The organism is Mycolicibacterium pyrenivorans (assembly GCF_025821625.1).
Lineage (GTDB): Bacteria > Actinomycetota > Actinomycetes > Mycobacteriales > Mycobacteriaceae > Mycobacterium > Mycobacterium pyrenivorans.
Window position 1 is genome coordinate 29913 of record NZ_JACKSH010000023.1, and the last position, 26992, is coordinate 56904.

28 protein-coding genes and 1 pseudogene are annotated in these 26992 nt (G+C 68.7%); 23 read left to right on the plus strand and 6 right to left on the minus strand.

What is annotated here, in order from left to right:
* Positions 1-1979 precede the first annotated feature (1979 nt).
* Both H7I57_RS02935 and H7I57_RS02940 read right to left on the minus strand, forming a co-directional pair.
* Positions 1980-2687 (minus strand): GAF and ANTAR domain-containing protein, encoded by a 708-nt coding sequence (locus tag H7I57_RS02935; RefSeq protein WP_264021788.1) that lies wholly within the window; start codon positions 2685-2687, stop codon positions 1980-1982.
* A gap of 119 nt (positions 2688-2806) precedes the next feature.
* Positions 2807-3304, minus strand: coding sequence for a DUF1990 domain-containing protein (locus H7I57_RS02940; RefSeq protein ID WP_264021789.1), 498 nt, complete (start codon positions 3302-3304; stop codon positions 2807-2809).
* Positions 3305-3342: 38 nt separating this feature from the next.
* Between H7I57_RS02940 and H7I57_RS02945 the strand changes: the two genes are divergently transcribed.
* From H7I57_RS02945 to pdxT, 12 genes are all read left to right on the plus strand, one after another.
* Positions 3343-4191, plus strand: coding sequence for an aldo/keto reductase (locus H7I57_RS02945; protein WP_264021790.1), 849 nt, complete (start codon positions 3343-3345; stop codon positions 4189-4191).
* 21 nt (positions 4192-4212) lie between these two features.
* Positions 4213-4842 carry a PaaI family thioesterase gene (locus H7I57_RS02950; RefSeq protein WP_264021791.1) on the plus strand — a complete coding sequence of 210 codons (630 nt, stop codon included), beginning with the start codon at positions 4213-4215 and terminating at the stop codon, positions 4840-4842.
* On the plus strand, positions 4839-5267 hold the full coding sequence (locus H7I57_RS02955; protein WP_264021792.1) for a TIGR02611 family protein: 429 nt from the start codon (positions 4839-4841) through the stop codon (positions 5265-5267). The genes H7I57_RS02950 and H7I57_RS02955 overlap by 4 nt, the downstream gene beginning before the upstream one ends.
* Positions 5268-5334: 67 nt before the next feature.
* Positions 5335-7395 (plus strand): threonine--tRNA ligase, encoded by a 2061-nt coding sequence (gene thrS / locus H7I57_RS02960; protein WP_264021793.1) that lies wholly within the window; start codon positions 5335-5337, stop codon positions 7393-7395.
* 1 nt (position 7396) lies between these two features.
* Positions 7397-7945 (plus strand): ATP adenylyltransferase, encoded by a 549-nt coding sequence (locus tag H7I57_RS02965; protein ID WP_264021794.1) that lies wholly within the window; start codon positions 7397-7399, stop codon positions 7943-7945.
* Positions 7942-8634: a phosphatidylinositol phosphate synthase gene (gene pgsA, locus H7I57_RS02970; RefSeq protein ID WP_308204306.1), complete on the plus strand. Its 693-nt coding sequence runs from the start codon at positions 7942-7944 to the stop codon at positions 8632-8634. Before H7I57_RS02965 ends, pgsA begins: the two co-directional genes overlap by 4 nt.
* A complete protein-coding gene (locus H7I57_RS02975) occupies positions 8631-9590 on the plus strand; it encodes a phosphatidylinositol mannoside acyltransferase (RefSeq protein ID WP_264021795.1) in 960 nt (319 codons plus the stop codon). The genes pgsA and H7I57_RS02975 overlap by 4 nt, the downstream gene beginning before the upstream one ends.
* Positions 9591-9603: 13 nt before the next feature.
* Positions 9604-10734 (plus strand): glycosyltransferase family 4 protein, encoded by a 1131-nt coding sequence (locus H7I57_RS02980; protein ID WP_264021796.1) that lies wholly within the window; start codon positions 9604-9606, stop codon positions 10732-10734.
* Positions 10731-11774, plus strand: a complete 1044-nt coding sequence (locus tag H7I57_RS02985; protein ID WP_264021797.1) for an NUDIX hydrolase — start codon at positions 10731-10733, stop codon at positions 11772-11774. The genes H7I57_RS02980 and H7I57_RS02985 overlap by 4 nt, the downstream gene beginning before the upstream one ends.
* A 138-nt stretch (positions 11775-11912) precedes the next feature.
* Positions 11913-12761 carry a pyridoxal 5'-phosphate synthase lyase subunit PdxS gene (pdxS, locus tag H7I57_RS02990; protein ID WP_264021823.1) on the plus strand — a complete coding sequence of 283 codons (849 nt, stop codon included), beginning with the start codon at positions 11913-11915 and terminating at the stop codon, positions 12759-12761.
* Positions 12762-12795: 34 nt separating this feature from the next.
* Positions 12796-13644 carry an acyl-CoA thioesterase II gene (gene tesB / locus H7I57_RS02995; protein ID WP_264021798.1) on the plus strand — a complete coding sequence of 283 codons (849 nt, stop codon included), beginning with the start codon at positions 12796-12798 and terminating at the stop codon, positions 13642-13644.
* Entirely contained in the window at positions 13641-14234 is a 594-nt protein-coding gene (gene pdxT / locus H7I57_RS03000) for a pyridoxal 5'-phosphate synthase glutaminase subunit PdxT (RefSeq protein WP_264021799.1), read from the plus strand. Before tesB ends, pdxT begins: the two co-directional genes overlap by 4 nt.
* A 22-nt stretch (positions 14235-14256) precedes the next feature.
* Here pdxT and H7I57_RS03005 read toward each other — a convergent pair whose 3' ends face one another.
* Entirely contained in the window at positions 14257-15468 is a 1212-nt protein-coding gene (locus H7I57_RS03005; protein ID WP_264021801.1) for an acyl-CoA dehydrogenase family protein, read from the minus strand.
* 199 nt (positions 15469-15667) lie between these two features.
* Between H7I57_RS03005 and H7I57_RS03010 the strand changes: the two genes are divergently transcribed.
* Positions 15668-16423 carry a YebC/PmpR family DNA-binding transcriptional regulator gene (locus tag H7I57_RS03010; protein WP_264021802.1) on the plus strand — a complete coding sequence of 252 codons (756 nt, stop codon included), beginning with the start codon at positions 15668-15670 and terminating at the stop codon, positions 16421-16423.
* A 19-nt stretch (positions 16424-16442) separates the two neighbouring features.
* Here the strand turns inward: H7I57_RS03010 and H7I57_RS03015 are convergent, their stop codons facing one another.
* Positions 16443-17279: an alpha/beta fold hydrolase gene (locus H7I57_RS03015; RefSeq protein ID WP_264021803.1), complete on the minus strand. Its 837-nt coding sequence runs from the start codon at positions 17277-17279 to the stop codon at positions 16443-16445.
* A 63-nt stretch (positions 17280-17342) separates the two neighbouring features.
* Between H7I57_RS03015 and H7I57_RS03020 the strand changes: the two genes are divergently transcribed.
* From H7I57_RS03020 to H7I57_RS03055, 8 genes are all read left to right on the plus strand, one after another.
* Positions 17343-17945: a TetR/AcrR family transcriptional regulator gene (locus H7I57_RS03020; RefSeq protein ID WP_264021804.1), complete on the plus strand. Its 603-nt coding sequence runs from the start codon at positions 17343-17345 to the stop codon at positions 17943-17945.
* 35 nt (positions 17946-17980) lie between these two features.
* Positions 17981-18154, plus strand: a complete 174-nt coding sequence (locus H7I57_RS03025; protein WP_264021806.1) for a hypothetical protein — start codon at positions 17981-17983, stop codon at positions 18152-18154.
* 96 nt (positions 18155-18250) lie between these two features.
* Positions 18251-18847: a crossover junction endodeoxyribonuclease RuvC gene (gene ruvC, locus H7I57_RS03030; RefSeq protein WP_264021807.1), complete on the plus strand. Its 597-nt coding sequence runs from the start codon at positions 18251-18253 to the stop codon at positions 18845-18847.
* On the plus strand, positions 18844-19431 hold the full coding sequence (gene ruvA / locus H7I57_RS03035) for a Holliday junction branch migration protein RuvA (RefSeq protein ID WP_264021808.1): 588 nt from the start codon (positions 18844-18846) through the stop codon (positions 19429-19431). Before ruvC ends, ruvA begins: the two co-directional genes overlap by 4 nt.
* Positions 19431-20498 (plus strand): Holliday junction branch migration DNA helicase RuvB, encoded by a 1068-nt coding sequence (gene ruvB, locus H7I57_RS03040; protein ID WP_264021809.1) that lies wholly within the window; start codon positions 19431-19433, stop codon positions 20496-20498. The genes ruvA and ruvB overlap by 1 nt, the downstream gene beginning before the upstream one ends.
* A 25-nt stretch (positions 20499-20523) precedes the next feature.
* Positions 20524-20910 carry a DUF1304 domain-containing protein gene (locus H7I57_RS03045; protein WP_264021810.1) on the plus strand — a complete coding sequence of 129 codons (387 nt, stop codon included), beginning with the start codon at positions 20524-20526 and terminating at the stop codon, positions 20908-20910.
* Between the two features lie 10 nt (positions 20911-20920).
* Entirely contained in the window at positions 20921-21835 is a 915-nt protein-coding gene (locus H7I57_RS03050; protein ID WP_264021811.1) for an alpha/beta fold hydrolase, read from the plus strand.
* Between the two features lie 184 nt (positions 21836-22019).
* Positions 22020-22727, plus strand: a complete 708-nt coding sequence (locus H7I57_RS03055) for a hypothetical protein (RefSeq protein WP_264021812.1) — start codon at positions 22020-22022, stop codon at positions 22725-22727.
* 19 nt (positions 22728-22746) lie between these two features.
* Here the strand turns inward: H7I57_RS03055 and H7I57_RS03060 are convergent, their stop codons facing one another.
* Positions 22747-24180, minus strand: a complete 1434-nt coding sequence (locus H7I57_RS03060) for a gamma-aminobutyraldehyde dehydrogenase (protein ID WP_264021814.1) — start codon at positions 24178-24180, stop codon at positions 22747-22749.
* Positions 24181-24222: 42 nt separating this feature from the next.
* The gene (gene gabT / locus H7I57_RS03065; protein WP_264021815.1) at positions 24223-25566 is read right to left on the minus strand and encodes a 4-aminobutyrate--2-oxoglutarate transaminase; all 1344 of its coding nucleotides are present in this window, start codon (positions 25564-25566) and stop codon (positions 24223-24225) included.
* A gap of 339 nt (positions 25567-25905) precedes the next feature.
* On the opposite strand from gabT, the gene yajC reads away from it, so the two are divergent.
* Positions 25906-26280 carry a preprotein translocase subunit YajC gene (yajC, locus tag H7I57_RS03070; RefSeq protein ID WP_264021817.1) on the plus strand — a complete coding sequence of 125 codons (375 nt, stop codon included), beginning with the start codon at positions 25906-25908 and terminating at the stop codon, positions 26278-26280.
* An 82-nt stretch (positions 26281-26362) separates the two neighbouring features.
* Positions 26363-26992, plus strand: a pseudogene (locus H7I57_RS03075) (protein translocase subunit SecD); the annotation flags it as partial.

The following is a 26992-nucleotide window of genomic DNA, read 5'->3' on the forward strand; positions in this document are numbered from 1 at the left end:
GTCGGGTGTGGTGACACCGCCGGCGCCGCCCGCTCCCGGCACGCCCGTCGCGAATACGGTCGAAACCTTCTCGCCGCCAGCACCTCCCGCCCCGGCGACACCGGCGGCGACCACAGTGGAAACCTTCTCGCCGCCTGCACCGCCGGTGCCTGCGACGCCTGCGGGTTCGTCGGTTGAGGTGGTGACGNCGCCGGCTCCGGGTGGTCCGGGTGTGCCGGTGGAGGGTTCGTCGAGTGTGGTGACGCCGCCTGCANCGCCGGTGCCTGCGACGCCTGCGGGTTCGTCGGTTGAGGTGGTGACGCCGCCGGCTCCGGGTGGTCCGGGTGTGCCGGTGGAGGGTTCGTCGAGTGTGGTGACGCCGCCGGCTCCGGGTGGTCCGGGTGTGCCGGTGGAGGGTTCGTCGAGTGTGGTGACGCCGCCTGCGCCGGGTGTGCCGGGTGCTCCGGTTGTTGGTGAGGCTGGTGTGGTGACGCCGCCTGCTCCGCCCGTGCCTGCGACGCCTTCGGGTTCGTCGGTTGAGGTGGTGACGCCGCCTGCGCCGGGTGTGCCGGGTGCTCCGGTGGTTGGTGAGGCTGGTGTGGTGACGCCGCCTGCGCCGGGCGCGCCGGGTGCTCCGGTGGTTGGTGAGGCTGGTGTGGTGACGCCGCCTGCGCCGGGTGCGCCGGGTGCTCCGGTGGTTGGTGAGGCTGGTGTGGTGACGCCGCCTGCGCCGGGCGCCCCGGGTGCTCCGGTGGTTGGTGAGGCTGGTGTGGTGACGCCGCCTGCGCCGGACGCCCCGGGTGCTCCGGTTGTCGGTGAGGCCGGTCTGGTGACGCCCCCCGCGCCGCCTGCCTCCGGTGCTCCGATCGATGCCGCCGCCGCCAACGTCGCGCCCGCTGGACCGGCAGCGCCGGCTGCACCGATCTTCGGTGATGCGGGCGTCGCGGCTCCCGCCGGACTACCCGGCGGCGCTCCAGTCGAAGGTGCCGCAGGTGCCGCAGGTGCCACTGGTCCCGGGGGTCCGCCTGCTCCTGCTGCTCCCGCGGCCGCGGCCGTCCCCGGAGGGACTCCGCCGGCTCCGCCGGCACCGGCCGCACCGATCTTCGGTGACGCTGGAGTGGCCGCGCCGCCCCTCCCTCCCGCCCCGGGTGGAAATGCCGCAGTCCCAGCGGGAGTCGTGACGCCACCGGCGCCGCCGGTTCCCGGTGTCCCGGCGGGAGCTTCGGTCCCCGCAGTGACGCCGCCTGCACCGCCTGTCCCACCGTCGTCGACGAACACCCCGGTCAACGCGGTGGCGCCGCCGGCGCCGCCCGTGCCGCCCGGCTCGTCGAGCGTCGCCGTCAACAACCCGGTTCCACCGTTCCCGCCGACCCCGCCATCTTCGGTGGGCGTCAACACCGGCACGCCGCAACCGCCGATTCCGGGAACCCCGGGCAGTTCGGTGACGGTCGCCGACCTGCTGACGCCACCCGGTGTGATGCGCACCGTGCAGGACGCGGCTTCCTCGGTAGCCGGGGTGATGCCGCCGCCGCCTGCACCGGCACCGGGCGCGGCAGGAGCTGCCAGTGTGGGTGTTCCGGCGCCGCCGGATCCGCTGACCCCGCTTGCGGCGACCGGTCTGTCCAACCTGATCGCGCCCCCGCCGCTGAACATCCCGTCGATCCCCGGCCTGCCGGTGCCGCTGCCCAATGAGATCCCCGTGCCGTCCGATCTGCTCTGTATCGGCACCGATTGGTCAGCCTCCCAAGGGGATCAGGCCGCCGCACCCGCGGCCAACGCTGACATCCCCAGGGCGTTGGTCACCGGAACGGAGCCGCTGGGCCGCGACCGCTGGGACAACCGGTAGAGCGACGCGCAGCACGCATCGGGCGGGAACATAGGTCACCTGCTCGAGGCGCGGAGCGTGTACTTCGAGACCCAGGTTTCGAAGTCACGCTTCCGCGCTGCGCGGCCGCGACCCGAGCCCATCCGTCCCGCGCCGGTGAACGCGGTGGTGTGGCTTACTTGGCCGGGGATTGGGCCTGAGAGACCAGATCGGTGGCGACCTGGATCAGCGGCACGTTCGAATCCTGCGACAACTTGCGCAGCAGCTCGAACGCCTGAACCGCGTCGACGCCGTAGCGTTCCATGATCATGCCCTTGGCCTGTCCGATCATGTCGCGACTGGACAGGGCGCGGCGGAACTGTTCGTCGCGGCGCGCCGAATTCCACGCGACCGACGTGTGCGCCGCGAAGATCAAACCCAGGTTGCGCGACTCCGACCCGAACGCCCCCGGTTGCTCGGAGTAGACGTTCAGGGCGCCTATGGTCTCGCCCGCGATGAACATCTGAAAAGCCATGATCGACCGGATCGGCGTCTCGGACAGCGCGTCCCGACGATAGTTGGGGAACCGTTCCTCGGTTTCCAGATCGGCGACATGGACGGTCTTCTCGTCCCACGCCGCCGACAGGCACGGGCCCTCAAGATGACGCTGCTGAATCTTGTCGAGCAGCAGCGGCCAGTGATGCGTCGCCGCCGGAGTCTCGATCTGCTTGGCGTTGCGGCTCAGAGTGATGCCTGCGTACTGCGCGCCGGGGATCTCGACGGCGGCGTGCTCGGCAAGCTCCGCCACCACGGTGTCGGAATCGGTGTCGGACCTGTTGTGCAGTCCCCGCACCAGTTCCGCGACGCGCAGATGCGCAGTCTCCACGCCGGCTTGATCGTTCACCGTCACCGTCCGTTTAGTCGAGCGTCAATTATGGGTCTTCAGGTTACCGTTGACCACCGCAAACGGCTCACGCACGGGCGATATCGCGTTTGTGACAACGCGGCGCCCTGGCCGAACCGTCAGAGCGCCCTCAGATAGCGATCGGTGATCAGCCGCTGCAGCAGCGACGTCACCGGAGAGCCGAGCCGGCTCCACCACGTCGCATGCCGGGAGAACGCGACCACCTCGGCGATCACGTCTTCGGTGGCCGGGTCGTAGCGGACCAGGAAGAGCTCCTCACCGGATTCGGCGTGCCCGGGCAGCGTCCCGTAAGCGAAGCCGCGACGGTCGGGCTCGTCGACGACGTAGACCACTCGGCACGGGGCGACCACCGGCCCGAGGTGGACCAACACCTCGGCGCCGACCTCGGCGACCGGCGTGGCCGCCTCCACCCGCAGACCCGCCCCGCGCAGCATCCCCCAGCGCATCCCGTTTGCCGCAGCCTCGTCGAACCGGTCGCGTCCCCGGCCGATCACCGACGACTTTCGCAGGTGGTGGTACCCGGGAGGCATCGGCCCCGCAGTCGCCCCGACCTCGGTGTAGGTCAGCGGCTTGCCCGACAGGGCGCTCAACTTCACGGATGTCAGCTTGTCATCGCCGGCGTACCGTCGTCACCGTGACCTCGACCTTGACCCTCGGTGGCGACCTCACCGTCAATCGTCTCGGCTTCGGCGCGATGCGCCTGACGGGTGACGGCGTCTGGGGCCCACCGGCCGACCGCGACGAGTGCATCAGAGTCCTGCGCAGGGCAGCAGAACTCGGAGTCGACTTCATCGACACCGCGAACTCCTACGGCCCGTACGTGTCCGAAGAACTGATCCGCGAGGCGCTGCACCCCTACGACGGGGTCGTCATCGCGACGAAGGCGGGTCTGCTGCGCACCGGTCCGGACCAGTGGCCCGTATTGGGTTATCCGGCTTACCTGCGCCAGGAGTGCGAGATGAGCCTGCGCCGTCTGGGCGTGGACACCATCGACCTGTTCCAACTGCATCGCATCGACACCAAGTTCCCCGCCGAGGACCAGATCGGTGAGCTGGCAGCGTTGCAGCGCGAAGGCAAGATCCGGCACATCGGACTGTCCGAGGTCACCGCCGAACAACTCGACGCGGCGCGCTCGGTCGCCCCGATCGTCTCGGTGCAGAACATGTACAACCTGACGGTTCGCACCGCCGAACCCGTCCTCGACGCGTGCGAAACCGCAGGCATCGCCTTCATCCCGTGGTTTCCGCTGGCCGCGGGGCCGCTCGCGGCCGCCGACGGACCGTTGCAGAGCATCGCCGCCGACCACGGCGCCACCCCCTCGCAGCTGGCGTTGGCCTGGTTGCTCAGGCGCTCACCGGTGATGCTGCCCATCCCGGGAACCTCCAAGGTCGCCCATCTGGAGGAGAACGTCGCCGCCGCGCAGATCGAGCTCACCGACGCCGAATTCGACACGTTGAGCAACGCCGGGGCGGCCGACGCATGAGACAACCAATACGGTAAGCGGGTGGCCGCCCATGAATCCGTCGATGCACACGCAGGTGGGGGATTCAATCCGCCGGAACCCACCCGCAGCGGCGGACCGGACTACGGGCGTTTCGTCGAGGCGGTGCGTTCGCTGCAGGACCACGCGCGTGCCGCCGACGCGCCCGATGACGTGATCACCGAAGCCGCCGACCTCCTCGAGAAGGCCTCGCAGCTGCTTGCGCCCTACGACGCCGACGAGTGGTCGTCGCCGTCTGGCCGCAGGATGGACCTGCCCAACGGCGGCAACATCCTGCAGGTGCCGCTGGATCTGCACGTCACCGAAGACGGCCGCGTCGTAGGCACCGCGCATTTCCGCCGCTATTACCTGGGTCGCAACGGAGCGGCCCACGGTGGCGCCGTGGCACTGCTGTTCGATTCGCTGCTCGGGTTCACCGCGTTCAAGCTCAGTCGCAGCCGAGCGCAGCGCACCGCGTTCCTGCACGTCGACTACCGCAGGATCGCCCCGGTGCAGAAGCAGCTCCGGGTCGACGCCGGCATCGACTCGATCGAGGGTCGCAAGATCTTCGTCTCCGGCCGGATCCTCGACGGAGACGACGTGGTCGCGGAGGCACACGCCCTGTTCGTCAAGCTGAAGCCGGGTCTACCGTGAGCGAGGACAACCGTCCGGTGATCATCCGCCGATGGGCGCGCTGGCGCGACAAGGTTCGCGAACGGCGGGTCCTCGACCTCGGTTACCGCATCGCCGTCGGGGTCGTCGGACTGCTGGTCCTCGGTGTCGGCATCCTCGCCATTCCCTACCCGGGCCCAGGCTGGGCGATCGTGTTCGTCGGCCTGGCGATCCTGGCGACTGAATTCGACTGGGCACGCAGACTGCTGGCATACGCGCGCACCCGCTACGACGCGGCGATGGAGTGGTTCAAGCAGCAACACGTGGCGGTGCAGGCGCTGGGCGCGGTGTTCACCGCGGCGGTGGTGGTGGTCACGTTGTGGATGCTCGGCGCTCTCGCCTGGGCGGGGGAGCTGGTCGGCGTCGAGCACCACTGGCTGGATAGCCCCATTGGTATCGGGACGTGAGGGTTCGCCCCGATAGCATGGTCGCGGTCAGCGACCCCAGAACCACCCAACGTTTGGAGAGCCCCCGATGAGCGCCGCCGCCAGCACCGCCCCAGCAGCCCCGATCCGGGTCGCTGCCGGGACGACCGCGGGGCAGGCGGTGCGCGACGCCGGATTGCCGACCCGGGGAGCCGTCGACGCCGTCGTCGTCGTCCGCGACGCCGAGGGGCGGTTGCGTGACCTGTCGTGGGTGCCCGCCGCCGACGCCGAGGTCACGCCCGTTGCCGCCGACACCGACGACGGACGCAGCGTCATCCGCCATTCGGCCGCCCATGTCCTCGCCCAGGCGGTACAGGGCTTGTTCCCCGACGCCAAGCTGGGCATCGGCCCGCCCATCACCGACGGCTTCTACTACGACTTCGACGTCGCCGAACCGTTCACCCCAGAGGACCTCGAGGCCCTCGAGAAGCGGATGCGCCAGATCGTCAAGGAGGGCCAGCTGTTCTCCCGCCGGGTCTTCGAGTCCAAGGACCAGGCCCGCGAGGAGCTGGCCGGTGAGCCCTACAAACTCGAACTCATCGACGACAAGTCCGGCGATCCCGACGTCATGGAGGTCGGTGGCGACGAGCTGACCGCCTACGACAACCTCAACCCCCGCACCCGCGAACGCGAATGGGGCGACCTCTGCCGCGGGCCGCACATCCCGACCACGCGCTACATCCCGGCGTTCAAACTGACCCGCAGCTCGGCCGCCTACTGGCGCGGCGACCAGAAGAACGCGAGTCTGCAGCGCATCTACGGCACGGCCTGGGAGTCACAGGAGGCCCTCGACCGCCACCTCGAACTCCTCGAGGAGGCCCAGCGCCGCGATCATCGCAAACTCGGTTCTGAGCTCGACCTGTTCAGCTTCCCCGACGAATTGGGTTCGGGCCTACCGGTTTTCCACCCCAAGGGCGGCATCGTCCGCAACGAGATGGAAGATTACTCGCGCCGTAAGCACATCGAAGCCGGGTACCAGTTCGTCAACACCCCCCACCTGACCAAGGAGAATCTCTACGTCACCTCCGGTCACCTGGAGTGGTACGCCGAGGGCATGTTCCCGGCGATGCACATCGATGCCGAGCTCAACGACGACGGCACGGTGCGCAAGCCGGGGCAGAACTACTACCTCAAACCGATGAACTGCCCCATGCACCACCTGATCTACAGGTCGCGCGGACGGTCCTATCGGGAACTTCCGTTGCGGCTGTTCGAGTTCGGCACCGTCTACCGGTACGAGAAGTCCGGTGTGGTCCACGGGCTCACCCGGGCCAGGGGGTTCACCCAGGACGACGCACACATCTACACCACCCGCGAACAGATGCGCGACGAACTGGCGTCGCTGCTGCAGTTCGTGCTCGACCTGCTCGCCGACTACGGCCTCGACGACTTCTTCCTGGAGTTGTCCACCAAGGATCCGGAGAAGTACGTCGGCTCCGACGAGACCTGGGACGAGGCCACCGACACGCTGCGCGAAGTCGGCGAGTCGTCCGGTCTCGAACTGGTGCCCGACCCGGGCGGCGCCGCGTTCTACGGACCGAAGATCTCGGTACAGGTGCGCGACGCCCTGGGACGAAGCTGGCAGATGTCGACGATCCAACTCGACTTCAACATGCCCGACCGCTTCGAGCTCGAATACACCGCCGCCGACGGCTCCCGCCAGCGCCCGGTGCTGATCCACCGCGCGCTGTTCGGGTCGATCGAGCGGTTCTTCGGCGTGCTCACCGAGCACTACGCGGGCGCCTTCCCGGCATGGCTCGCGCCGGTGCAGGTCGTCGGCATCCCGGTGGCCGACGGTCACATCGACTATCTGAACGGGTTGGTGACGCACCTGCGGATGCGCGGCATCCGCGCCGAGGTCGACACCAGCGACGACCGGATGGCCAAGAAGATCGTCAACCACACCAACCAGAAGGTTCCGTTCATGCTGCTCGCGGGCGACCGTGACGTGGATGCAGGGGCCGTGTCATTCCGGTTCGGTGATCGTACGCAGATCAATGGAGTTCCGCGCGACAAGGCGGTCGACGCCATCGTGAACTGGGTTGAGCGGCGGGAAAACGCCACGCCGACAGCGGAACTCGTCGTCGTCGACGCAGCAGACGAGGGGTGACGTGGACCCGGAGGACACGATCGTAGACCGCGGCGTCGGCGACCCGGACCACCTGCAGCGGCTGTGGACGCCACATCGGATGACCTACATCGCCGACGCCGTGAAGGCCGGCGCGGCTGCCTCGACCGAGCCGTTCAGCGACATCCCGAACATGTCGGACGAGGACGGACTGGTCGTCGCCCGGGGCGAACTCGTGTATGCGGTGCTCAATCTCTACCCGTACAATCCCGGCCACCTGATGGTGGTGCCCTACCGGCGGGTGGCTGAACTCGAGAACCTCACCGAGGCGGAGAGCGCCGAGCTGATGGCGTTCACACAGAAGGCGATTCGCGTGATGAAGGCCGTCTCGCGGCCGCACGGTTTCAACGTCGGCCTGAACCTGGGAACGTCCGCCGGCGGCTCGCTGTCGGAGCATCTGCACATGCACGTCGTGCCGCGCTGGGGCGGCGATGCCAACTTCATCACCGTGATCGGGGACTCCAAAGTGATCCCGCAGTTGCTCAGAGACACCCGGCAGCTGCTGGCCACCGAGTGGGAAAAGCGGCCGTGAGCGACTTCTACCTGATGACCCGCGCGGCCTACGCGAAGCTGTCGAAGCCGGTGGCAAAGGGAGCGCTGCGCCTGGGTCTGACGCCGGACAGCGTCACCATCCTGGGCACCGCGGGTTCGGTGCTGGCCGCCCTCACGCTGTTTCCCACCGGCCAGTTGTTCTGGGGTGCGATCGCCGTGTGCGTCTTCGTGCTCGCCGACATGCTCGACGGCGCGATGGCGCGGGAACGCGGCGGCGGTACCCGCTTCGGGGCTGTCCTCGACGCCACCTGCGACCGCATCAGTGACGGCGCGGTGTTCTGCGGGCTGCTCTGGTGGGCCGCGTTCGGGCGCGACAGCGCCGAGCTGGTGGTCGCGACGATGATCTGCCTGGTGTCCTCGCAGGTCATCTCCTACATCAAGGCCCGTGCGGAGGCCAGCGGTCTGTCCGGTGATGGCGGGCTGATCGAGCGCCCGGAACGGCTGGTCATCGTCCTGGCCGGCGCGAACCTGTCCGACCTGCCGTTCGTGCCGCTGCCGTGGGTGCTCGACGTGGCGATGTGGGTGCTGGCGGTGGCCAGTGTGGTGACCGTGGGCCAGCGGCTGCACAGTGTGCGGACCTCGGCCGGGGCGATGGAGCCTTCCCCCGGAAGCGGGAGGGGCCCGCAGACGGTGACCGACACCGAGAAGCCCGAGACCACCGAACAATGACACAGCACCCGGCCGGGCCGAAATCCGATCGCGGCAGTTGGCTTCCCACCACTGGCTCGCTGGGCGCCCAGCTCAGCGACTGGGGATATGCCGCCGGTTGGCAGGTGGTGCGTTCCGTTCCGGAACTCGTGGCGCGCAACGCATTCGGTGCCGGCGCACACTTCTTCGCGCGCAACGGAGGGCCCGAACAGCTGCGCAGGAACCTTGCCCGGGTGATCGGGGAGACGCCCGAGAGGGTGCCGGACGAGCTGATCCGTGCTTCGCTTGCCTCATACGCGCGATACTGGCGGGAGGCCTTCCGGTTGCCGTCGATGGATCATGCCGAGCTGGGCAGGCGATTGAGTGTGCAGGACATCGAGATGGTGTGGACTTCGATGGAGAAGCACGGCCGCGGGGCGGTGCTGGCGCTGCCCCACAGCGGCAACTGGGACATGGCCGGCGTGTGGATGGTGCAGAACCACGGACGGTTCGCCACGGTCGCCGAGCGCCTCAAGCCCGAGTCGCTCTACAACCGGTTTCTCGCGTACCGGGAAAGCCTCGGGTTCGAGGTGGTGCCGCTTTCCGGTGGCGAGCGACCGCCGTTCGACGTGCTGTGCGACCGGCTGCGGGACAACGGCGTGGTGTGCCTGATGGCCGACCGCGACCTCACACGCAGCGGCGTGCAGGTCGACTTCTTCGGCGAGCCGACGCGACTGCCCGCAGGACCGGCCAAACTCGCCCTCAGCACCGGAGCCCCGCTGTTTCCGGCGCACTGCTGGTATGAAGGCGACGGCTGGGGCATCCGGGTCTATCCGCAGCTCGACACGTCCTCGGGTGACGTCACCGTCATCACGCAGGCCCTGGCGGACCGGTTCGCAGCCAACATCGCCGCTCACCCCGCCGACTGGCACATGCTGCAGCCGCAGTGGCTGGCCGACCTCTCCGATGAGCGCAGGGCCCGCCTGGAGGCGACCTGATGGGCGGCCGCTGATGCGCATCGGCATGGTCTGCCCGTACTCGTTCGACGTTCCCGGCGGGGTGCAGTCCCATGTGCTGCAGCTCGCCGAAGTGATGCACCGTCACGGCCATGAGGTCAGCGTGCTCGCGCCGGCCTCGCCACACGCCCACGGCTCCCTGCCCGACTATGTGGTCTCCGGCGGCAAGGCCGTCCCGATTCCCTACAACGGTTCGGTCGCCCGGCTGCGGTTCGGCCCGGCCACCCACCGCAGAGTCAAGAGGTGGCTCCAGCAGGGCGACTTCGATGTGCTGCATCTGCACGAGCCGAACGCCCCCAGCCTGTCCATGTTGGCGCTGAACATCGCCGAGGGCCCGATCGTCGCGACCTTCCACACGTCGACGACGAAATCGCTGACCCTGTCGGTGTTCGAGCCCATCCTGCGGCCGATGCACGAGAAGATCGTGGGGCGGATCGCGGTGTCCGACCTGGCCCGGCGCTGGCAGATGGAGGCGCTGGGCAGCGATGCCGTGGAGATACCCAACGGCGTCGACGTCCCGTCGTTCGCCTCGGCGCGGCCACTCGACGGCTACCCGCGACCCGGCAAGACAGTGCTGTTCCTCGGTCGCTTCGACGAACCCCGAAAGGGCATGGCGGTGCTGCTGGGCGCGCTGCCCGCCCTCGTGGATCGGTTTCCCGACCTCGAGGTCCTGGTCGTGGGCCGCGGTGACGAGGACCAGCTGCGCGCCACCGCCGGACCGCTGGCCCGGCATCTGCGGCTCCTGGGCCAGGTCGACGACACCGAGAAGGCCGCCGCGATGCGCAGCGCCGATGTCTACTGCGCCCCCAACACCGGTGGGGAGAGTTTCGGCATCGTGCTCGTCGAGGCGATGGCCTCGTGCACCGCGGTCGTGGCCAGCGACCTCGACGCGTTCCGGCGGGTACTCGACGACGGCAATGCCGGGCGGCTGGTGCCCGTCGACGACCCGGCCGCGCTGGCGACGGGCCTGATCGAGGTGCTCGCCGACGACGCCCTGCGTCAGCGCTACATCGACTGCGGGACGGAGTCGGTACAGCGCTATGACTGGTCGGTGGTCGCCAAGCAGATCATGCGGGTGTACGAGACCGTCGCGGGGGCGGGCGTGAAGGTGCGGGTGGATTCGTGATCCCTTGGGTCACCGCGGCGGCGATCACCGTGGTCGTCGCGACGATCCTGCTGGTGGCCGCGTGGGCGTATCAGACCGCCAATCGTCTGGACCGGTTGCACGTGCGCTACGACCTGTCCTGGCAGGCTCTCGACGGTGCGCTGGCCAGGCGAGCGGTGGTAGCGCGCGCCGTGGCTGTCGAGGCCTATGGCGGAGGGCCCGAGGGTAAGCGGTTGGCCGCCGTGGCGGGCGCGGCCGAGCGGGCGCCGCGATCGGGCCGCGAGGCCGCCGAGAACGAACTGTCGGCGGCGCTGGCCCAGGTGGACCCGGCATCGCTGCCGCTGGCCCTGGTCGCCGAGCTGGCCGACGCGGAAGCGCGTGTGCTGCTGGCGCGCCGCTTCCACAACGACGCGGTCCGCGACACCCTCGCGCTGCGGGAACGTCCGTCGGTGCGCATCCTGCGGCTGGGTGGAACAGCGGCTCTGCCAACCTATTTCGAGATCGCCGAAGGCGGAGAGGTCTCCGCTCGCGAGGAGGTCCCGGCGCGGCGACGCACGTCGGCGCGCGTCGTCCTGCTCGACCACGACGGCGCCGTGCTGTTGCTGTGTGGTTCGGATCCGGCGGCGTCGGGCGGAGCGGCGTCCGCTCCGCACTGGTGGTTCACGATCGGCGGCGCAGCCCAGGTGGGGGAGTCGCTGACGCAGACCGCCGTGCGCGAGCTGGAAGAGGAGACCGGGCTGCGGGTGGATCCCGATGCGGTGGTCGGACCGATCTGGCACCGGGACTCAGTCATCGACTTCAACGGATCGGTGATCCGCAGCGACGAGATGTACTTCGTGCACCGGACCGAGCGTTTCGAACCCTCGGACTCGGGCCGCACCGGCCTGGAGCGGACCTACATTCACGGTCACCGATGGTGCGATGCGACAATGATCGACGAGCTGGTCGCCAACGGAGAGACCGTTTATCCGCTGCAGTTGGGCGAGCTCCTCGAAGAGGCGAACGCGCTGGCCGACGCACCGGATGCGGCATCCCAGCGGCCGCTGCAGTCGATCAGGTGACGTGCGAATTCAATAGGATTTGCCGCCGCCCCTAGACTGGATCAGTAGCGATTGAAGGAGATTACGGTGGAATCCGATACGCCTGGGGCAGGCCTGGGGGCGTCGCCCGCTCGCGGGACCGCGCGGGTCAAGCGCGGCATGGCCGAGATGCTCAAGGGCGGCGTCATCATGGACGTCGTCACCCCCGAGCAGGCCCGCATCGCCGAAGCCGCGGGTGCGGTGGCCGTGATGGCGCTCGAACGCGTCCCGGCGGACATCAGGGCGCAGGGCGGGGTGTCGCGGATGAGCGATCCCGACATGATCGAAGGCATCATCGACGCCGTCACGATCCCCGTGATGGCCAAGGCGCGTATCGGGCACTTCGTCGAGGCGCAGATCCTGCAGAGCCTCGGCGTCGACTACGTCGACGAGTCAGAGGTGCTCACCCCGGCCGACTACGCCCACCACATCGACAAGTGGAAGTTCACCGTCCCGTTCGTGTGCGGGGCCACCAACCTGGGCGAGGCACTGCGCCGCATCACCGAGGGCGCGGCGATGATCCGCTCCAAGGGCGAGGCCGGCACCGGAGACGTGTCCAACGCCACCACCCACATGCGCAAGATCGGAGGCGAGATCCGTCGCCTCACCTCACTGTCGGAAGACGAACTGTACGTTGCCGCAAAGGAATTGCAGGCTCCCTACGATCTGGTCGCCGAGGTCGCGCGGGCCGGTAAGTTGCCGGTAACGCTGTTCACCGCGGGCGGCATCGCCACGCCGGCCGACGCGGCCATGATGATGCAGCTCGGCGCGGAGGGTGTGTTCGTCGGCTCGGGCATCTTCAAGGCGGGCAACCCGGCCGACCGTGCCGCGGCGATCGTCAAGGCCACCACCTTCTACGACGACCCCGACGTGCTGGCGAAGGTGTCCCGCGGGCTCGGCGAGGCGATGGTCGGCATCAACGTGGAGGACATCGCACAGCCTCACCGCCTCGCCGAACGCGGCTGGTGATGATGAGCCGCTTGCGCGAAGAGCAGACTGACTAGTGGCGATCGAAGAGATCCTCGATCTGGAGCAGATCGAGGTCAACATCTATCGCGGTGGCGTGTTCAGCCCGGAGTCCGGCTTCCTGCAGCGCACCTTCGGCGGCCACGTGGCCGGCCAGTCACTGGTGTCTGCGGTGCGCACCGTCGACCCGAAGTTCCAGGTGCATTCGCTGCACGGCTATTTCCTGCGCGCCGGTGACGCCCGGTCGCCGTCGGTCTACACGGTCGAGCGGCTGCGCGACGGCGGCTCGTTCTGCACGCGACGGGTCAGCGCCATCCAGCACGGCGAGACGATCTTCTCGATGTCGGCGTCGTTCCAGACCGACCAGAGCGGCATCGAACACCAGGACGCCATGCCGCACGCCGTCCCGCCCGACGACATCCCGGACTTCAAGTCGGTCAGCAAGGTGTTCGACGACGCCAGCTTCCGGCAGTTCGACGAGTGGGACGTGCGGATCGTGCCGCGCGAACACCTCGGTGTCCGCGAGGGCAAAGCCTCCCAGCAGCAGGTCTGGTTCCGGCACCGCGATCCGCTGCCCGACGACCACGTACTGCACATCTGCGCGCTGGCCTACATGAGCGACCTGACGCTGCTGGGTTCTGCCCAGGTCAACCATGTCGAGGAGCGCAAACACCTGATGGTGGCGTCGCTGGATCACGCGATGTGGTTCATGCGGGCGTTCCGCGCCGACGAATGGCTGCTCTATGACCAGTCGTCGCCGTCGGCCTGCGGGGCCCGATCGCTGACCCAGGGCAAGATCTACAACCGGTACGGCGAGATGGTCGCAGCGGTGATGCAGGAAGGTCTGACGCGCTACGCCCGCGACTTCACGCCCGGGCGCAAGTGAGCGTCCGCATCGGCGTCCTCGCGCTGCAGGGGGACACGCGCGAGCACCTCGCCGCGCTGCGGTCGGCCGGCGCCGAGGCGATCACCGTGCGCCGGGTGGGTGAACTGGACTCCGTGGACGCGCTGGTGATCCCTGGCGGCGAGTCCACCACGATGAGCCACCTGCTGCGTGAGTTCGAACTCCTCGACCCGCTTCGGGCGCGCCTGGCCGACGGCATGCCGGCCTACGGGTCGTGTGCGGGGATGATCCTGCTGGCCACCGAAATCCTCGACGCCGGCGTGCCCGGCCGCGATGCCACACCGCTGAAGGCGATCGATATGACCGTGCGCCGCAACGCTTTCGGGCGTCAGATCGATTCGTTCGAGGAGGACGTCGTGTTCGATGGGCTCGACGGTCCGGTCCACGCCGTGTTCATCCGCGCGCCCTGGGTCGAGCGGGTGGGACCCGAGGTGCAGGTGTTGGCGCGGGCAGCAGATCACGTCGTCGCCGTCCGGCAGGGCCGCACCCTCGCGACGGCGTTCCATCCGGAGATGACCGGCGACCGCCGGGTGCACGCGCTGTTCGTCGACATGGTGTCCGGCCGCGCCTGAACCCGGCGCCCCCGCGGAGGAGTCAGCGGATGGGAAGGCCGGTGATGGCTCGTCCCATCACCAGGCGCTGGATCTCGCTGGTGCCCTCGAAGATCGTGAAGATCTTGGCGTCGCGGTGCATGCGCTCCACGGGGTAGTCGCGGGTATAGCCGTTGCCGCCGAGGATCTGGATCGCCTCGTCGGTGACGTAGACGGCGGTCTCGCTGGCCACCAGCTTGGCCATCGACCCCTCGGCGGAGGTGAATTCCTTGCCGTTGCGGGCCATCCACCCGGCGCGATAGACGAGCAGCCGGGCGGCGTCGATGCGTGCCTTCATGTCGGCCAGCTTGAACGCGACGGCCTGGAACTCGCCGATCTTGCGCCCGAATTGTTCGCGCTCGCAGGCGTAGTCCCGGGCGTATTCATATGCGGCCCTGGCCACCCCGACGGCCATCGCGCCTACGGTGGGCCGGGTGCGCTCGAACGTCGCCATCGCGGCCTGCCCGGCGGCTCGCTTGCCTTCGCGCACCTTCGCGATTCGCGCGTCGAACTTCTCCTTGCCGCCGACGATCATGCGGCCCGGGATGCGTACGTCCTGGAGTACCACCTCGGCGGTGTGAGACGCACGGATGCCGTGCTTGAGGAACTTCTGGCCCTGGCTCAGCCCGGGAGTGCCCGGCGGGATGATGAACGACGCCTGGCCGCGGGTGCCGAGGTCCGGGTACACCGATGCGACGACGACGTGGACGTTGGCGATGCCGCCGTTGGTGGCCCATGTCTTGGTCCCGCTGAGCACCCACTCGTCGGTCGCCTCGTCGTAGCGGGCCCTGGTGAGGATCGCCCCGACATCAGACCCGGCGCCCGGTTCGGACGAGCAGAACGCCGCCACCTTGGGTTCATCGATGGTGCCGAACATCTGCGGCACCCATTCGCCGACCTGTTCGGGGGTCCCGTTGGCGGCGAGCGACGCTGCGGCCAGGCCGGTGCCGAGGATCGCCAGGGCGATGCCGGCGTCACCCCAGAACATCTCCTCGAACACGACGATCATGCCGAGGCCGGAGGGTTCGGCGACCTGCTCGGCGAAGAGCTCCATGGAGTAGAGGCCCACCTTGGCCGCCTCCTGGATGATCGGCCACGGCGTCTCTTCGCGTTCGTCCCATTCGGCAGCTGCGGGGCGGACCACGTCGGCGGCGAACTCATGAACCCAGTCCCGGACGTGGATCAGGTCCGGGGACAGCTCGAGGGAAAACGTCATGAGCAGCGATCTTACTTTGGAGTAATATCTACAGGATCGCTTTGTGGCTCACCTAACACCCGTCGGGGTGCAGAGCGGCCGTTTCCGACGCCGGCCCCTCGGTGACCTCGGTGCGCCGACGCGGTTCAGGGCTCGTCGAACTCCCACGTAAACTGGGCGATCGGACTCTGTCGTCAGCGAAAGAGAAGGTAGTACCTGCATGAGCGGCCATTCCAAGTGGGCCACCACCAAGCACAAGAAGGCCGTGGTCGATGCGCGTCGCGGCAAGATGTTCGCGAAGTTGATCAAGAACATCGAGGTTGCCGCACGCACCGGCGGCGGTGACCCGGCAGGCAACCCGACGCTTTACGACGCCATCCAGAAGGCCAAGAAGAGCTCGGTGCCCAACGACAACATCGAACGGGCCCGCAAGCGCGGCAGCGGCGAGGAAGCCGGCGGCGCCGACTGGCAGAACATCACCTACGAGGGATACGGACCCAACGGCGTGGCCGTGCTGGTCGAGTGCCTGACCGACAACCGCAATCGCGCCGCGGGTGAGGTCCGTGTCGCGATGACGCGCAACGGCGGCAGCATGGCCGATCCCGGATCGGTGTCCTACCTGTTCTCCCGCAAGGGCGTGATCACCCTGGAGAAGAACGGGCTCACCGAGGACGATGTGTTGACCGCGGTGCTCGAAGCGGGCGCAGAGGACGTCACCGATCTGGGTGAGAGCTTCGAGATCATCTCGGAGCCAACGGATCTGGTTGCGGTGCGTACCGCGTTGCAGGACGCGGGCATCGACTACGACTCCGCGGAGGCCAGCTTCCAGCCCTCGGTGACGGTGCCCGTCGACCTCGACGGCGCCCGCAAGGTGCTCAAGCTCGTCGACGCGCTCGAAGACAGCGACGACGTGCAGGACGTCTACACCAACATCGACATCCCCGACGACGTCGCCGCACAGCTCGACGAGGACTGACGCTGGAACCGACCGAGCCTCAGTGAGCGGCCAGGAACTCGCCGATCGCCTGCGCGGTCCGCTCGGGCTGGTCGAGCATCACCAGAACGTAGGCGTCGTCGATGATCTGCAGCCGCCCCTGAGGTAGCAGCTCGGCCAGCCGGCGACCGTGTTCGGCGGGCATCACCGGGTTGTCGGACCAGAGCACCAGTGCGGGCCTGTCGAACTCGGTGAGCCGGTGGGTCGCCCGGATCAGGTCGTCGGCGTCGAACCTGGTGCGGCAGTATTTGACGAGATCGCGCCGAACTGCCCTGTCGGCCAGCCCCGCCGCCGCCCACTTGTCGAAGATCTCTTGTGGAACAGGCTTTTTCGACATCATCCCGAACATCAGCCGTTGCCGGCGAAGCCAACCGATCTTGAGCTGGCGCATCGCCAGCCACACCGTGCCGGTCGTACGGCTCGCCAGCCATGCGACCTTTCCCGGTAAGCCCGGTGGAAAGTTGTCGAAAGCCTCGGACGGGCAGATCACCAGCCGCGACACCCGCTTGTCGCGGCCGATGTCGGTGAGGAACAACGGACCGCCCCAGTCGGTGACGACCAGGGCGACGTCGGTCAGGTCCAGCGCATCGAGAAAATCTGCGACGATCTCGACCATCGCCGACAACGTCAGGTCGGCGTCGGGGCGCATCGGCACGCGGTGGCCACCCATGGGCAGCACCGGCAACAGGTAGCGGAACCCCGGTGGCAGGTGGGAGAGCGCAAGGTCCCACTGCGCATCGTTCATCAGCAGACCGTGCAGCAGGACCACCGGCGGCCCTGCGGGATCGCCCTCCTCGCGGTACTCGAGGGTGCCCGCGGTGACGTCGACAGTTTGCATGTTCTCTCCCATTAGAATCAACGTTCTAGAATGTATGCTCTAGCCTGACATCAGGAGGCGACGATGGCAAGGTCCACCAGGGAATCGATACTCACCGCGGCCGCCGAATTGATGCGGCACAAGGGGTACGCCGGCGTGAGCATGAAGGACATCGCAGACGCCTCGGGCGCCCCCAACGGCTCGCTCTATCACCACTTCCGCGGCGGAAAGGTCCAGATCGCGCGTGAGGCGCTGGTCAACGCGGGCGCCGCGTACGGCCTGCTGATCCCGACGATCGTCGACAGCCACAGCGACCTCGGGGCGGCGGTCGATGGGGTGTTCACCCAGGCCGCCGAGGACATGACGGCCACCGGATTCGCCAACATGTGTCCTGTCGCCAGCGTGTCCGCGGAAGTCGCGGACACCGTCGAGGAACTCAGGCAGGTCGTCCAGTCGATCTTCGACGGATGGATCGTCGGCGGCACCGCCTACTTCATCGCAAGGGGGCTCGACACCTCCCTCGCGCGTGACGTGACACTGTCGCTGATCGGCGCGCTGGAGGGCGGATTCCTGCTCGCCCGGGCATTACGCAGCACAGAACCACTGCTCGCGGCGGGACGGACATTGGCGCCCCAGTACCGCGGGGTCGAATTGCGCACGCAGGCAGCGACTCCCGCGATGACCTGACGCCGAACCGCGGTGCCGGCCCCTATGCTCTGCGCATGCCAGTCGTGACGGACCCGCTGGGCGTGCGCCGGGTCGTCGTCGTCCAGCGCAACGACAAAAAAGAGGTGCGGCGCGAACGGGTGCGCGACTGGCGCCGGTCCGGCGGGCGGATGGCCGAGAATGCGCTGGCACTGTCCCAGGGCTGGCAGTCCGGTCACTACGCCATCTGAACGGCCGTCCCAGTGGAACCCGCCGCGTGTCCCTGCCCTCGACTGTCAGCGGCAGAAGCTAAGCTCTCGAACAAATGTTCTGGAGAAGGGGCAGGCGTGCGGGTGATGGGAGTCGACCCCGGACTGACGAGATGCGGGCTGTCCGTCATCCAGAGTGCTCAGGGTCGCAGGGTGATCGCGCTCGACGTCGATGTGGTGCGCACCCCGGCTGAGGAGCCGCTGGGTCAGCGACTGCTGACCATCAGCACTGCCGTCGAGCACTGGATGGACACCCACCTGCCCGACGTCATCGCGATCGAGCGGGTGTTCTCCCACCAGAATGCGTCCACGGCGATGGGCACCGCCCAGGCCGGCGGGGTGATCGCGCTGGCCGCGGCGCGTCGCGACATCGACGTCCACTTCCACACCCCGAGCGAGGTCAAGGCCGCCGTCACCGGCAACGGGCGCGCAGGCAAAGCGCAGGTCACCGAGATGGTCACGAGAATCCTTGCGCTGCAACAGAAACCGACACCCGCCGATGCGGCCGACGCCCTTGCGCTGGCGATCTGTCACTGCTGGCGGGCGCCGATGATCGCCCGGATGGCGGCGGCGGAGGCCATGGCGGCCGAGCAGCGGCGCAAGTATCAGGCCACCCTCAAGGCGCAATCGAAGGCGAAGTCGGCCCCGGCTCGGATGTCGCGGAGCGCGCCGTGATCGCCGCCGTTCGGGGCGAGGTCCTCGACATCGCCCTCGACCACGCCGTCATCGACGCGGCCGGCGTCGGCTACAAGGTGATGGCCACCCCCGCGACGCTGGCCACGCTGCGGCGTGGCGCCGAGGCCCGGCTGATCACCGCGATGATCGTGCGCGAGGACTCGATGACGCTGTACGGCTTCGCCGATTCCGACGCCCGCAACCTGTTTCTGACCCTGATCGGGGTTTCCGGAATCGGGCCGAGCATCGCGCTCGGTGCTCTGGCGATGTACGACGGCCCGACGCTGCGCCAGGCCATCGGCGACGGCGACCTGACCGCGCTGACCCGCATCCCCAAGGTCGGCAAGAAGACGGCCGAGCTGCTGGTGCTGACGTTGCGGGACAAGGTGGGGGCGGTGGCCTCGACGGGCTTCGCCGCCACCGGCGGCCACAGCGTGCGCGGACCCGTCGTCGAAGCGCTCGTCGGGCTCGGCTTCGCGCTCAAGCAGGCCGAGGAGGCCACCGACAAGGTGCTCGCCGACGACCCCGACGCCAACCAGTCGAGTGCGCTGCGGGCCGCGCTGTCGATGCTGGGTAGGAAGTGATGGGCCGGTTCGACGAGGAAGACCACGAGGACACCACCGATCGTGAGGTGTCGGCGGCGTTGACGGTGGGTGAGGGGGACATCGACGCGAGCCTGCGGCCGCGTTCGCTCGGCGAGTTCATCGGCCAGCCCCGCGTCCGCGAGCAGCTTCAGCTGGTGCTCGAGGGAGCCAAGAACCGTGGCGGCACCCCCGACCACATCCTGCTGTCCGGTCCGCCGGGTCTGGGCAAGACGTCGCTGGCCATGATCATCGCCGCGGAGCTGGGCACCTCGCTTCGCGTCACCTCCGGACCGGCGCTGGAGCGTGCCGGCGACCTCGCGGCGATGCTGTCCAACCTGGTCGAGCACGACGTCCTGTTCATCGACGAGATCCACCGGATCGCGCGGCCCGCCGAGGAGATGCTCTACCTGGCGATGGAGGACTTCCGCGTCGACGTCGTCGTCGGCAAAGGGCCCGGCGCCACGTCCATCCCGTTGGAGGTCGCGCCGTTCACCCTGGTCGGTGCGACCACCCGGTCGGGTGCGCTGACCGGCCCGCTGCGTGACCGCTTCGGCTTCACCGCGCACATGGACTTCTACGAACCCGCCGAACTGGAGCGGGTGCTGGCCCGTTCGGCCGGCATCCTCGGCATCGAGTTGGGTGCCGACGCCGGCGCCGAGATCGCCCGCCGCTCCCGGGGAACCCCGCGTATCGCCAATCGCCTGCTGCGCAGGGTCCGCGACTATGCCGAGGTGCGCGCCGACGGCGTCATCACCCGCGACATCGCCAAGTACGCACTTGCGGTGTACGACGTCGACGAATTCGGCCTGGACCGGCTCGACCGCGCGGTGCTCTCGGCGCTGACGCGCAGCTTCGCCGGCGGCCCGGTCGGCGTGTCGACGCTCGCCGTGGCGGTGGGGGAGGAAGCCGCCACCGTCGAGGAGGTGTGCGAGCCGTTCCTGGTACGTGCCGGGATGATCGCGCGCACCCCGCGAGGGCGCGTCGCCACCGCCCTGGCCTGGACGCACCTGGGGATGTCGCCACCCAGCGGGGTCGGCGGCCTGGGCCAGGCGGGTCTGTTCGAATGACGGGGATGCCGAAGGGCTGTGCGCGATGGTGACCGCCGGGCTGATCGTCGCTGCGCTGGCGGCGCTGCTGCACGTCTACATCTTCGTGATGGAGTCGCTCACCTGGACGTCGCCGCGAACCCGCGCGGTGTTCGGTACCACCGAAGAGGAGGCCCAGACCACCAGGCTACTGGCCTTCAACCAGGGTTTCTACAACCTGTTCCTGGCGATCGTCACGGTCGTCGGGGTGGCCGTGATGGCCAGGGGCGCAACGGCGGTCGGTGCTGCCCTGGTGTTCACCGGGGTGGGGTCGATGCTGGCCGCCGCGGTGGTGTTGCTCGCCTCGGCTCCGGACAAGGCGCGCGCGGCGGTCATCCAGGGACTTCTCCCGCTGATCGCCGTTGTGCTTCTGGTGCTCGGGCTGGCGTTGTAGCGTCGCCGAGGTGAGGTGGCGCCGGGTCGGCGTGTGGATGGCGGTGCTGGTCGTCGTGGCGGGGTGCGCCCGAAGTGCGGCCGGTCCCGGGACCGGCGCGCCGGGCGCCGTCGACATCGGCGCCGGGCGCACGCTGTTCCTGGACTGTCAGGGGAGCGGATCGCCGACGGTGTTCGTCATCCCCGGTCTGGGGAGCTACGCCGAGGTGTGGAACTACGTCATCGCGCCCGACGACCCGATCTGGTCGTCGCCCTACGACGTCATCGACCAGGCCAACCTCGTACCGAGCCCCGAGGCGGCCCAGCCGACCATCGCGCGCACGACGCGGGTGTGCGCGTACGACCGCCCCGATACCCGACCCGACGGAGAGCAACGATCCTCCCCGGTGGCGCAACCCCACCACATCGAACAAGACGTCGATGACGTGGTCGCGGTGATCGCCGCGGCCGGGCTCACCGGCCCGTTGGTCTTCGTGGCGCACTCCTACGGCGGACTCGTCCTCGACCTCCTGGCGCGGCGGCACCCCGAGCTGGTGGCGGGGCTGGTGTTCGTGGAGCCGACGTCGGAGTTCCTGCCGTCGGTCGGGAGCCCGGCGCAGAACGCCGCCTTCTTCGCCAGTGGCCGCGACGGCAAGGGGCCGGGCGCCGAGGGCGTGTGGTTCGGCGACGCGTTCGCGACGGTGACGTCGGCCCCGCCGCTTCCCCGAGTTCCCGCTCTGGTGCTCAGCGGCGACCGGTTCCCGCCACCCGATCAGCTCACCCCGGACAACTACACGCAGGCGCAGATCCACCACGCCAACGACCTGCTCGCCGCCGCGCTGGGCACGACCAACACCGTGGTTCCCGGTAGCGGCCACAACATGATGCTCTACCAGCCGAAAGTGTTGGCGGACAACGTCTCCGGTGTCGTCGAACAGGTGCGCTGACCGCGGCTGACCCACCGCGAACGTGCATTCCCTGTCGCTGACGCCGCCGCGCAGCGACAGGGAATGCACGTTCGGCGCAGGGAAGGCGGAGAGGCGGTAGGTCTCGACCCCATAACTACCCAGGGGATTCGGGTTACGACGGTACGCCGCCGGGGTACCCCCTGCGCACCATCAAGGAGGCGACATGATCGGATCGGAGCACCCGGAACGCCCTCGTGGCGGCCGGATGAAAATTGCCCGCAGCCGCGGCGCGGCCAGCGGTTTCCTGCTGATACTGCTCGGCGTCTGGGGTGCGCTCATCCCGTTCGTCGGCCCCAATTTCGACTTCGCGTTCAGTCCGGATCAAGCGTGGACGTGGACCAACGCCAGAGGCTGGCTGGAAGTGCTGCCCGGCGCGGTCACCGTCCTCGGCGGACTGCTGCTGCTGACGTCGCGCAACCGTGCGACCGCAATGCTCGGAAGCTGGTTGACCGTGGCCGCGGGTGCATGGTTCGTGGTGGGCCGCGCACTGGCCGGTCCGCTGGGACTGGGTAGCGCCGGATCACCGGTCGCGACGACGGACACGAAGCGGGTGTGGCTCGAGCTGACCTACTTCTACGGCCTCGGCGCGTTGATCGTCTTCCTCGGCGCGCTGGCGCTGGGTCGCCTCTCCGTGCGCAGTGTCCGCGACGTCGAGTACGCCACCCGCCCGCTGGCTGTCGACGAGCACGCGACGGTAGTGCACACGGGACCGCAGCAGACGGTGGCTCCCGCGCATACCGGCGCGCAGCCCGTTGCCGCACCGGCTGGCAATGCGCCCACCGAGGAGATCGAGCCGCAGCAGCCCGCCAAACGCAGCTGGCGCGACAAGTTCCGTCGTGGCGGACGCCACGACACGTTGGCTCACCGCTGAGCCGCTGACGGGAAACGCGTCAGCCGGTGTAGGCCATCACGTGCTTGATGCGGGTGTAATCCTCGAGCCCGTACATCGACAGGTCCTTGCCGTGCCCGGATGACTTGAACCCGCCGTGCGGCATCTCGGCGACCAGTGGGATGTGGGTGTTGATCCAGACGCATCCGAAGTCCAGCGCGTTGGACACCCGCAGCGCCCGCGACACGTCCTTGGTCCACACCGACGAGGCCAGCCCGTACTCGACACCGTTGGCCCAGGTGATCGCCTGCTCCTCGTCGGAGAACGACTGCACCGTGATGACCGGTCCGAAGACCTCCTGCTGAATCAGCCGGTCGTCCTGCCGCAGCCCGCCGACCACCGTCGGCGCGACGTAGAAACCCGTGTCGCCCTGGCGACCACCGCCGACGGCGACGGTGGCGTGCGACGGCACATCGGAGAAGAACGACAGCACCCGCTCCATCTGGTTGACGTTGTTGACCGGCGGCACCCAGGCGTCCTCGTCGTCGGCGGCCCGGCCGAACGTCGTCGTCGCCCCCTTGGCCTGCTCGGCGAGCGCGGCCGTCAGGTCCGCGGCGATCGACGCCGACGCCAGCACACGGGTGGCCGCCGTGCAGTCCTGTCCGGCGTTGAAATAGCCGGCGGTCGCGATGCCCTCGGCCGCCGCGGCCACATCTGCGTCGTCGAACACGATTACCGGCGCCTTGCCGCCCAGTTCGAGGTGGGTGCGCTTGAGGTTGCCGCCCGCGCTGACCGCGACGGCCTTGCCCGCCGCCACCGATCCGGTGATCGCCACCATCTCGGGCGTCGGGTGGGCCACCAGGTTGGCGCCGGTGACGCGGTCCCCGGTGACGACGTTGAGCACGCCCGGCGGCAGGTGTCTGGCCGCCAACTCGGCGAGCATCACCGTCGTGACGGGTGTGGTGTCGCTCGGCTTGATCACCACGGTGTTGCCCGCCGCGATGGCCGGGCAGATCTTCCAGATGGCCATCATCATCGGGTAGTTCCACGGTGCCACCTGCCCGATCACGCCGACGGGCTCACGGCGGATCCACGACGTGTGGTCGGCCATGTACTCGCCGGCCGACTTGCCCTCCAGAATCCTTGCCGCGCCGGCGAAGAACCGGATCTGGTCGACCATCGGCGGGATTTCCTCGGCCATGGTCACGTGATTCGGCTTGCCCGTATTGCGACCCTCGGCGGCGACGAGATCCTCGGCGGCCTGCTCGACCTCGTCGGCGAAGCCGAGCAGGGCCTTCTGCCGGTGCGACGGAGTGGTGCGCTTCCAGTCCTTGAATGCCTTGGCCGCCGCCTCGTACGCGTTGTCGATGTCCTGTTCGTTGGAGACCGGCGCGGTGCCGTACCGCTCCCCGGTGCTCGGGTCGACGAGCGGCATGGTCGCTCCGCTCACCGAGTCGACGAGCTCGCCCCCGATGAAGTTCTGGACGGTGGTCATATCAGTGCGCTCCCTTGTTGGTCGGGGTCGATCGGAGTCGGCTCACAGGTCGGCCAGGATGCGGGCGATCACGTCGAGGCCCTCGAGTAGAAGCTCGTCGCTGATGGACAGCGGTGGCAGGAATCGCAGCACGTTGCCGAAAGTGCCGCAGGACAGCACGATCACGCCCGCCCGGTGCGCGGCCGCACACAGCGCCTTCGTCAGTTCGGCATCGGGTTCGGTCGTGCCGGACTTGACCAGCTCGACGGCGATCATCGCGCCCCGCCCGCGGACGTCGCCCACGCGGTCGTCCTCGGCCTGGATGCGGCCCAGCTTGTTCTTCATCAGCGACTCGAGGTGCGCGGCGCGCTCGACCAGCCCGTCGGCCTCGATGGTCTCGATGGTCGCCAGCGCGGCGGCGCACGCCGTCGGGTTGCCGCCGTAGGTGCCGCCCAGACCGCTGACGTGTGGGGCGTCCATGATCTCGACGCGGCCCGTGACCGCCGACAACGGCATGCCGCCTGCGATGCCCTTCGCGGTGACGATCAGGTCCGGCACGATCCCTTCGTGCTCGCAGGCGAACATCGCGCCGGTGCGCGCGAAGCCCGTCTGCACCTCGTCGGCGATGAACACCACGTCGTTCGCGCGACACCAGTCCAGCAGCGCGGGCAGGAACCCCTCGGCGGGGACGATGAACCCGCCCTCTCCCTGGATCGGCTCGATGATGACGGCGGCCAGGTTCTCGGCGCCGACCTGCTTGTCGATCACGGTGATCGCCCGTCGGGCGGCGAGTTCACCGTCGGTGGCCATCTCCTTGCCGCCGAACTCGGCGTCGCGGAACGGGTAGGACAGCGGTGCGCGGTAGATCTCGGGCGCGAAGGGGCCGAACCCGTGCTTGTAGGGCATCGACTTCGCGGTCAGCGCCATCGTCAGGTTGGTGCGGCCGTGGTAGGCGTGATCGAACGAGACGACCGCCTGCTTGTGGGTGTAGGACCGGGCGATCTTGACGGCGTTCTCGACGGCCTCCGAACCGGAGTTGAACAGTGCGGAACGTTTTTCCCCGGTACCGGGAGTCAGCCTGTTGAGCGCCTCGGCGACGGCGACGTACTTCTCGTACGGGGTGACCATGAAACAGGTGTGGGTGAACTCGGCAGCCTGCGCGGCGACCGCTTCGACGACCCTGGGCGCGGAGTTGCCGATCGTGGTGACGGCGATGCCCGATCCGAGGTCGATGAGCCGGTTGCCGTCGGCGTCCTCGACGATGCCGCCGGATGCCCGTACCGCGTAGGCGGGCACGGTGGTGCCGACCCCGCGCGCCACCGCGGCGTTCTTGCGCGCCATCAGTTCCGAGGACCGCGGGCCGGGGATGGCGGTGGCGAGGTGGCGGCTCTGCTCGACGGTGCTCAACGAAAGACCTCCTACATGCCCGTGACGAGACGGAGAATGCGACTGCCGGCGCCGCGGTTCGAGCCTAGCCGCTGAGAGCACCGATCCGCTCGACTAACGGGGCAGTTCGGGCCGGGATCATCGGTGGCAGACGGTGGCGGCAACGGATTCCGTTGAAATGAGCCCGGTAGCGGAGGCTTTGGCCGGCCGATCGCCGCGGTAGCCCACCCGGGGGGACGGTCACGATCGGCCGCAATGGCACACTGGTCATCAACTTCTTCACAGATGCGGCCCCCGCGTGCGGGTTCGGGAGCCGTGACCGCGAACCGATACGAATGATTCAAGAGAGACACTGCTGCCATGGATCTGGTCATCTTCCTCCCACTGCTCATCGTCATGGGCGCGTTCATGTTCTTCGCATCGCGGCGTCAGAAGAAAGCGATGCAGGCCACCATCGACCTGCACAACTCCCTGCAGGTCGGTGACCGGATCCACACCACATCGGGTCTGCAGGGGACGATCACCGGCATCGGCGACGACTACGTCGACCTGGAGATCGCGCCCGGCGTGGTCACCACGTGGATGAAGTTGGCGGTGCGGGACCGCGTAGTCGACGACGTCGACGGGGTCGAGGTCGAGGACGACGACGCCGACTTCGAGGAGTCGCAGTCCGAGGCCTCCGAGCCACGTTCGAAGGCCACCGAGATCGCCGACAGCCCCAACACCAAGGACTGACAGCTGAGATCTCAGCAACAGCACGTACCCTTTGCGCCCTGAGCGGTACTGACGAACTGAAATCTCGAGGAGAATCTGACACGTGGCATCGTCTTCGACGCCGGTGCACCCTGCCCGCTACCTGGCCCTGTTCCTGGTGTTGCTCACCGGCGCGTTCTTGCTGGTGTTCCTCACCGGGGACAAGCAGCCCGACCCCAAGCTCGGCATCGACCTGCAGGGCGGCACCCGCGTCACACTGACCGCGCGCACACCGGACGGCACCCCGCCTACCAGGGACGCGCTGAACCAGGCTCAACAGATCATCAGCGCCCGCGTCGACGGCCTGGGCGTTTCGGGGTCCGAGGTCATCATCGACGGCGACAACCTCGTGATCACCGTCCCCGGCAACGACGGCAGTGAGGCCCGCAACCTCGGGCAGACCGCGCGGCTGTACATCCGGCCGGTGATCCACGCGATCCCCGCCCAGGGTGCTGCGCCTGCGGAGGAAGGGCCGCAGCCGGGCGGGCCTGCGGGTGCGATTCCCGGACTGCCGCCCGGAGCGATCCCGGGGATGCCGCCCGGTGAATTGCCTCCCGGTGCAATCCCGGGGATGCCTCCTGGCGCGGTTCCGGGGTCATCTCCCGACGCGGTTCCGGCGGCGCCTCCCGCCGACGAGCCCGCCGCGCCCCAGCCGCGCCCGTTCCCGCAGCAGCCGGCGCCGAGCCCGTCGCCT